The sequence below is a fragment of the uncultured Campylobacter sp. genome, assembly GCF_938017705.1.
In the GTDB taxonomy this organism is placed as follows: domain Bacteria; phylum Campylobacterota; class Campylobacteria; order Campylobacterales; family Campylobacteraceae; genus Campylobacter_B.
Genome location: NZ_CALIIS010000098.1, coordinates 1 through 6,554 on the forward strand (window position 1 = coordinate 1; position 6,554 = coordinate 6,554).

Below are 6,554 nucleotides of genomic sequence, written 5' to 3' on the forward strand. Positions count from 1 at the left end.
CTTTGCATCGCGCCGAGGTTTATTTTGCGTATCTGTCCGTTTGCATCGATACGCCAAATTTTACCGCTTAAAAGATCCTCGCCCCAGTCGCTAATTAAAATTTCGCCGTTTTTTCCGCGCGCTATGCCGTAGAAAACCCCCTTCATATTGGCAAAGATCGAAATTTCGCGAGATTTCAGATCCATGCTTAGCACGCGCCCCGGGACCTTTCCGCTAAGATCGAAGGTAGTAATCAGAAGCTTGTCGCCTTTAGCCAAAAGTCCGTTTGGGCTACCTAGCGATGGATCAATGCGCGCAAACTCATCCGCGGTGCGCGAGAGCAAGTCGATGCGCCAGATCGTCCCACGCGCGGGATCGCTTGCGAGCAAAACCTCGCTACCGAGCGCTACGACGTCGTTTAAGGCCTGCGCTCCCTCGATTTTTAGATTAAAAACCTCCTGACCTTTGCTAAAGCCTCTGATCGCATCCAGATCGCACACGTAGAGCACGCCCTTGATCTGCGCCATTCCGCCAGGATTTACCAGATCGTCTATAAAATTGGTCTCAACGACGTTGGAATTTTTTACGATCCTGCTTATAAAGCCGCTTCTGCCTAGCGAATCTTCGTTTTTGCCGCGATTTGCGATGTAAAAAGCGTCCTCAGTGATTAGCGAACCCTCGGGCGCACTGAATCCATCGAGCTCCAAGCCGAAAAGCGCGCCCGCCAAGGCGCACGAAAGTAGAACTTTTTTCATAATCTCTCCTTGATCTCGCCAAAATTTTAAGAATTTTAAAATTTTAAGGGAAGCGACGAGTGCCGGGTTAAAATTTTAAAATTCGCAGCGAGCTTTAAGATGAGCGAAATTTAAACCCGCAGAGCAAATAAAAGTGCAATTTTAGTTAAACGAGTCGGTAAAATTTAGGACGAAATTTCGGAATTTGCTCTAAGTTTTGTGAAATTAAATGCATAATTATATGTAAAATTCTATGCTAAATTTTACAATTTTGATTTGCAGATAGCGTAAATTTATATTTTTATCTGTTCGCTTTGTAGCGTGAGGGTGTCGAATAAAAGGCGACATCATAGCTCAAGACGACGTAATAAGCGCGATAAGGACGATGAAATAGCCGGAGGCGCCATGCGATAAAGCAGGCGATTGCGCGGAATTTTAAATTTTAAAGGTGCAGGGATGGTTAAAGTACCGCGATAATTGGATCGCGAGAGTTTTATAAATGATAAAACGTCATTGATTTGATAAACGATAAAACGCCGTTAAAATGCAGCGCCGCCGCGGCTTGCCACGCGCAAAATCACGTTAAATGTAAAATCTAAATTTAGATGCTCGTTAAATTTAAAATTTACGTAAATTTAAAACCTGAGGCGAGCCGTCGGCGATAAGTAGCGATAAATTTAGATTATAAAATCCTCGCCGAGGTAGAATTTGCGCACATTTGGATCGTTAGCTATTTCTTTTGCGGTGCCGCCTGCAAACAGCTCGCCGTCCTTGATGACGTAGGCGCGGTCACAGATCGCAAGCGTCTCGCGGACGTTGTGATCGGTGATGAGCACGCCGATGCCAAGATCGCTTAAATCGCGCACGATCCTTTGGATGTCGCTAACCGCGATCGGATCGACTCCCGCAAATGGCTCGTCCAAAAGCAGAAATTTCGGCGTTATCATCAGGCTTCGCGCGATCTCGCAGCGTCTGCGCTCGCCGCCGCTTAGGCTCACGCCTTTACGCTGGCGGATCGGCTCGATGTTGAGCAGATTTAACATCTCATCGACCTTTTGCAATGCTTCGGCCTTGTTTTTGTAGGTGATCTCCGCAGCGAGCATTAAATTTTCCTCAACGCTAAGCTCCTTAAAAACGCTACTTTCCTGTGGCAGGTAGCCAATGCCGAGTTTGGCGCGCTTGTGAAGCGGAACTTTTGCGATGCTGCGCTCATCAAGTAATATATCGCCGCCGCCAGCGCTTATCAGCCCGCAGATCATATAAAACGTCGTGGTTTTGCCCGCTCCGTTGGGCCCCAGCAGCCCTACGATCTCGCCGTTGTAAAGCTCCAGCGAGATGCCCTTAATGATCGGCGTGCCTTTTATGGTTTTTTTAAGACTCCTGACTTCCAGTTTATGCATAGCTTACCTCGTATTTTCGCCCTTGCGCGTGCGGCGTGATCCTCACTACGCAAAAATCAAGCTCATATTTTTTAAGTAAATTTATCAAATTTTCATCCGCCCATTCGATCAGATGAAGCCCCTCTTCAAATAAATTTTCAAATAGTCCGTTTTTTAAAATCCCCTCACAGCCACCGTTATAGATGTCGTAATGATAAATTTCGCCGTAGTTTTGCATGATTGAAAATGTTGGCGAGCTTACATTTTCATCCGATCCGTGCGCTCGCACGATCGCGCGCGCAAGCGTTGTTTTGCCGCTGGCAAGATCGCCGATTAATAAAATTATGCCGCTTTTTGGCAGAGCCTGCACGAGGCGCGAAATTTCATCCTCGCCGCAGACGAGTTCAAAGCTCTTGGGCATACTTTGCCTGCTCACTTTTGGGCGTATTTTTCGCGCTAGGAAAGGCTAGGACTTTAAAGCTTTGTTTTCTATCCAAAAAGCTTATCGTGATTACATCGCCGATTTTAAGCTCTTTGGCGGGCTTTGCTACGACGCCGTTTACGGCTACGACGCCGCTTTTGCACATATCTTCGCTGATGGCGCGCCGCTTGGTGATATTTACTGCGTTTAAAAATTTATCGATTCTCATAGGCGTGAGTTTAGCGATATTTGCCTTAAAAGCAACTATTAAACTATTTTTGGTAGAATTTCGCCAAATTTTACGTAAAGGATTTGAGATGGCAAAAAAAGATGTAAAAAAGGTCGTTTTGGCGTATTCTGGAGGACTTGACACTAGCATTATTTTAAAGTGGCTCGGCGATACTTACGGCTGCGATGTGGTGACTTTCACCGCAGATATCGGTCAGAACGAGGATTTGGAGCCGATCAAAAACAAAGCTGTGAAACTGGGCATCAAAAAGGAAAATATCTTCGTAGAGGATCTGCGCGAGGAATTTGTGCGCGATTACGTATTTCCGATGTTTCGCGCAAACGCCGTTTATGAGGGCGAGTATCTTTTAGGCACATCGATTGCCCGCCCGTTAATTGCTAAAAAACTAGTCGAGATCGCGAAAAAAACTGGCGCGGACGCCATAAGCCACGGTGCGACTGGCAAGGGTAACGATCAAGTCCGCTTCGAGCTTGGCGCATACGCGCTAAATCCCGATATTAAGGTGATTGCGCCGTGGAGGTTGTGGGATTTGAACTCTCGCGAGAAATTGCTTGCCTACGCTAAGAAAAACGGCATCGACATCGCCTCAAAGCCAGGCAAATCGCCGTATTCAATGGATGCGAATATCCTTCATATCTCCTACGAGGGCTTGGTGTTGGAAGATCCCGCTCATGCGCCTGAGGAGGATATGTGGCGATGGACCGTGAGCCCTAAAAATGCGCCCGATAAAAGCGAGATCATCGAGATCGAATACAAACACGGCGATCCCGTAAAGCTAAATGGCAAGGCGCTTAAGCCGCACGAGATGCTAGCAGCGCTTAACGAGCTTGGCGCTAAAAACGGCATCGGCAGGCTCGATCTTGTTGAAAATCGCTACGTCGGTATGAAGAGTCGCGGCTGCTACGAAACTCCGGGCGGCACGATCATGCTAAAGGCTCACCGCGCGATCGAGAGCATCACGCTGGATCGCGGCGCAGCGCATCTAAAAGACGATCTGATGCCGCGCTACGCCGAGCTCATCTACAACGGCTTTTGGTTCAGCCCGGAGCGCTTGCTGCTCCAAGAGCTGATAAATAAATCCCAAGAGCACGTAAACGGCAAGGTTAAGCTAGAGCTTTATAAGGGCAACGTGACCGTGCTGGGCAGGGAAAGCAAGAGCGATAGCTTGTTTAATACCGATTTCGTGACGTTTGAAGAAGATAAAGTTTTTAATCAAAAAGACGGGGACGGATTTATCAAACTAAGCGCGTTAAGATTTATCATCGCGGGCAAGAATGGACGCAAGCTTTAGCTGAAATTTTGCCACAGGGCGGACGGGCAAATTTCACAAAACGAAATTTTAAAATTATCGGAAAAGCGCGAGCGGCTGCGGGCGAATTTCATAAAATTTCACGAAATTTTAGATCCGCCCGCGCCGCTTATAAAATTTTATAAATTTAAAGCTAAATTTAAAAGGATAATGGATGAAAGTATTATTGATCAAAGACGTTAAGGGACTCGGAAAGGCGGGCGAGGTAAAGGAGGTCAAGGACGGCTACGGCAATAACTTCTTAATCGGCAAAGGCTACGCCAAAGCCGCTACGACTGAGGTTTTGCGTAAATTTGAAGCGGATAAGAAAAAGCAGGCCGAGCTTGAAAAATATGAGGTCGCAAGCTTGCAGAAACTAGCCGAGGAGCTAGCCAAGATCCGCGTAAAGATTGTAAAGCAGGCGGGCGAGAGCGGCGCGCTTTTCGGCTCGGTTACCAAAGATGAGATCGCAACCGCGCTAAAAGAGCAAAAGGGGATCGAAATCGATAAGAAAATTTTAGAGATCGAGGCTATCAAAACGACCGGGATCTACGACGTAAATGCTAAGCTAAAGCACGGCATAAGCGCTAAATTTGAGATAGAGGTGGCTAGTGTTTGAAGCGACTACCATTTTAGCCTACAAAGGCGCGAAGGCCTCTGTCATCGGCGGCGACGGGCAGGTTACGTTCGGAAACACCGTCTTAAAGGGCAATGCGACTAAAATTCGAAAGATCGGCAAAGATGGGGGCGTCTTAGCGGGCTTTGCGGGCAGCACCGCCGATGCGTTTAATCTTTTTGATATGTTTGAGAAGTGCTTAGATGGCACAAAGGGCGATCTTTTAAGGGCTGTGATAGAATTTAGCAAGCAGTGGCGCAAGGATAAATATCTGCGAAAGCTCGAAGCGATGATGCTGGTGCTGGACCGCAAAAATATCTTTTTGCTTAGCGGTACGGGCGACGTGGTAGAGCCGGACGACGGCAAGATCGCGGCGATCGGAAGCGGCGGGAATTACGCTCTTAGCGCGGCGCGAGCTTTGGATAAATTTGCAAGCTTAGACGAAGAGGAGCTTGTAAAGCAAAGCCTTAAAATCGCGGGCGAGATTTGCATTTACACGAACGAAAATATCAAAACATACGCAATTTGGGACGAAAAGAGATGATGACGCCAAAGCAGATTGTAGAGAAACTAGACGAATATATAATCGGACAAAATAGTGCCAAACGCACGATAGCGGTGGCTTTGCGAAATCGTTATCGCAGAATGGCGCTTGAAGATGAGATGAAAAACGAGGTGATGCCTAAAAACATCCTGATGATCGGCTCTACCGGCGTAGGTAAGACCGAGATCGCGCGCAGACTTTCGAAGATGTTCGGGCTTCCTTTTATCAAGGTCGAGGCGAGCAAATACACCGAAGTAGGCTTCGTGGGGCGCGACGTGGAGAGCATGGTGCGCGATCTGGCCGCCGCGTCGGTAAATTTAGTGCGCGGCGAGGAATTTGAAAAGAACAAAGACAAAATTGATGATTACATCAAGCGTAAAATTTTAGAAAAAGTCCTTCCGCCGCTTCCGCGCGGAGCGAGCGAGGAGAAGGTTGCTGATTACGAAAAAAGCTACGAAAAGATGGCTGCCAAGCTCGAGCGCGGCGATCTGGATGATCTTAGTATCGAGATCGAAGTGAGCGAAAACGCGCTTGAATCAAATCCGAATTTGCCGCCCGAGATGGCGAATATGCAGGAAAGCTTCATTAAGGTAATCGGAATTTCGACGCGCAAAAGCAAAAAAGAGATGAAGGTTAAAGACGCCAAAGTTGCCCTCAAAAGCGAGGCTAGCGAGAAGGTCTTAGATATGGAGAGCATCAAGGCCGAAGCCGTTAGGCGCGCGCAAAACGAGGGCATCATCTTTATCGATGAGATCGATAAGGTGGCGGTCTCAAGCGGCAATAGCGGTAGGCAGGATCCGAGCAAAGAGGGCGTGCAGCGCGATCTGCTTCCGATCGTGGAGGGCAGCAGCGTAAGCACGAAATTCGGCAATATCGACACCGATCACATACTTTTTATCGCCGCGGGCGCCTTTCATATCAGCAAGCCGAGCGATCTCATACCCGAGCTTCAGGGGCGTTTTCCGCTTCGCGTCGAGCTTGACAGCTTAGACGAGGCGGCGCTGTGTGAAATTTTAACCAAGCCCAAAAATTCGCTTCTTAAACAGTACTCGGCGCTTTTAAAGACCGAGGGCGTCGAGCTGGAATTTAGCGAGGACGGGGTTAAAGCGATCGCGAAATTTGCGGCGAGTACGAACGAAAAGGTCGAGGATATCGGCGCTAGAAGGCTGCATACGATAATGGAAAAAGTGCTCGAAGATATCAGCTTCGAAGCGGATAAGTTTAAAGGGCAAAAGATCGTCGTGGATGAGAAGCTCGTAAGCGAAAAACTCGCAGGCATCGCAAGCGACGAGGATCTGGCGAAATACATTTTATAAGGCGGCGCGGTAGCTACTTTTAGAATT

Annotated in this window: 8 protein-coding genes; 4 read left to right on the forward strand and 4 right to left on the reverse strand. The window is 47.9% G+C overall.

The window, feature by feature from the left end; translation table 11 throughout:
- From Q0605_RS05120 to Q0605_RS05135, 4 genes are all read right to left on the reverse strand, one after another.
- A partial coding sequence (locus Q0605_RS05120) for a hypothetical protein (protein WP_298704836.1) occupies positions 1 to 734 on the reverse strand: 734 nt, incomplete at its 3' end.
- A 656-nt stretch (positions 735 to 1,390) separates the two neighbouring features.
- On the reverse strand, positions 1,391 to 2,113 hold the full coding sequence (lptB, locus tag Q0605_RS05125) for an LPS export ABC transporter ATP-binding protein (protein WP_298704838.1): 723 nt from the start codon (positions 2,111 to 2,113) through the stop codon (positions 1,391 to 1,393).
- Positions 2,106 to 2,513: a tRNA (adenosine(37)-N6)-threonylcarbamoyltransferase complex ATPase subunit type 1 TsaE gene (gene tsaE / locus Q0605_RS05130; RefSeq protein WP_298704840.1), complete on the reverse strand. Its 408-nt coding sequence runs from the start codon at positions 2,511 to 2,513 to the stop codon at positions 2,106 to 2,108. The genes lptB and tsaE overlap by 8 nt, the downstream gene beginning before the upstream one ends.
- Positions 2,497 to 2,742, reverse strand: coding sequence for a S4 domain-containing protein (locus tag Q0605_RS05135; protein WP_297913818.1), 246 nt, complete (start codon positions 2,740 to 2,742; stop codon positions 2,497 to 2,499). Before Q0605_RS05135 ends, tsaE begins: the two co-directional genes overlap by 17 nt.
- Before the next feature lie 88 nt (positions 2,743 to 2,830).
- On the opposite strand from Q0605_RS05135, the gene Q0605_RS05140 reads away from it, so the two are divergent.
- From Q0605_RS05140 to hslU, 4 genes are all read left to right on the forward strand, one after another.
- Positions 2,831 to 4,054 (forward strand): argininosuccinate synthase, encoded by a 1,224-nt coding sequence (locus Q0605_RS05140; RefSeq protein WP_291937407.1) that lies wholly within the window; start codon positions 2,831 to 2,833, stop codon positions 4,052 to 4,054.
- Positions 4,055 to 4,226: 172 nt separating this feature from the next.
- Positions 4,227 to 4,670 (forward strand): 50S ribosomal protein L9, encoded by a 444-nt coding sequence (gene rplI, locus Q0605_RS05145; RefSeq protein ID WP_297951155.1) that lies wholly within the window; start codon positions 4,227 to 4,229, stop codon positions 4,668 to 4,670.
- A complete protein-coding gene (gene hslV / locus Q0605_RS05150; protein ID WP_298704843.1) occupies positions 4,663 to 5,211 on the forward strand; it encodes an ATP-dependent protease subunit HslV in 549 nt (182 codons plus the stop codon). Before rplI ends, hslV begins: the two co-directional genes overlap by 8 nt.
- Positions 5,208 to 6,527: an HslU--HslV peptidase ATPase subunit gene (gene hslU, locus Q0605_RS05155; protein WP_297942322.1), complete on the forward strand. Its 1,320-nt coding sequence runs from the start codon at positions 5,208 to 5,210 to the stop codon at positions 6,525 to 6,527. The genes hslV and hslU overlap by 4 nt, the downstream gene beginning before the upstream one ends.
- The last annotated feature ends 27 nt before the right edge of the window (positions 6,528 to 6,554 follow it).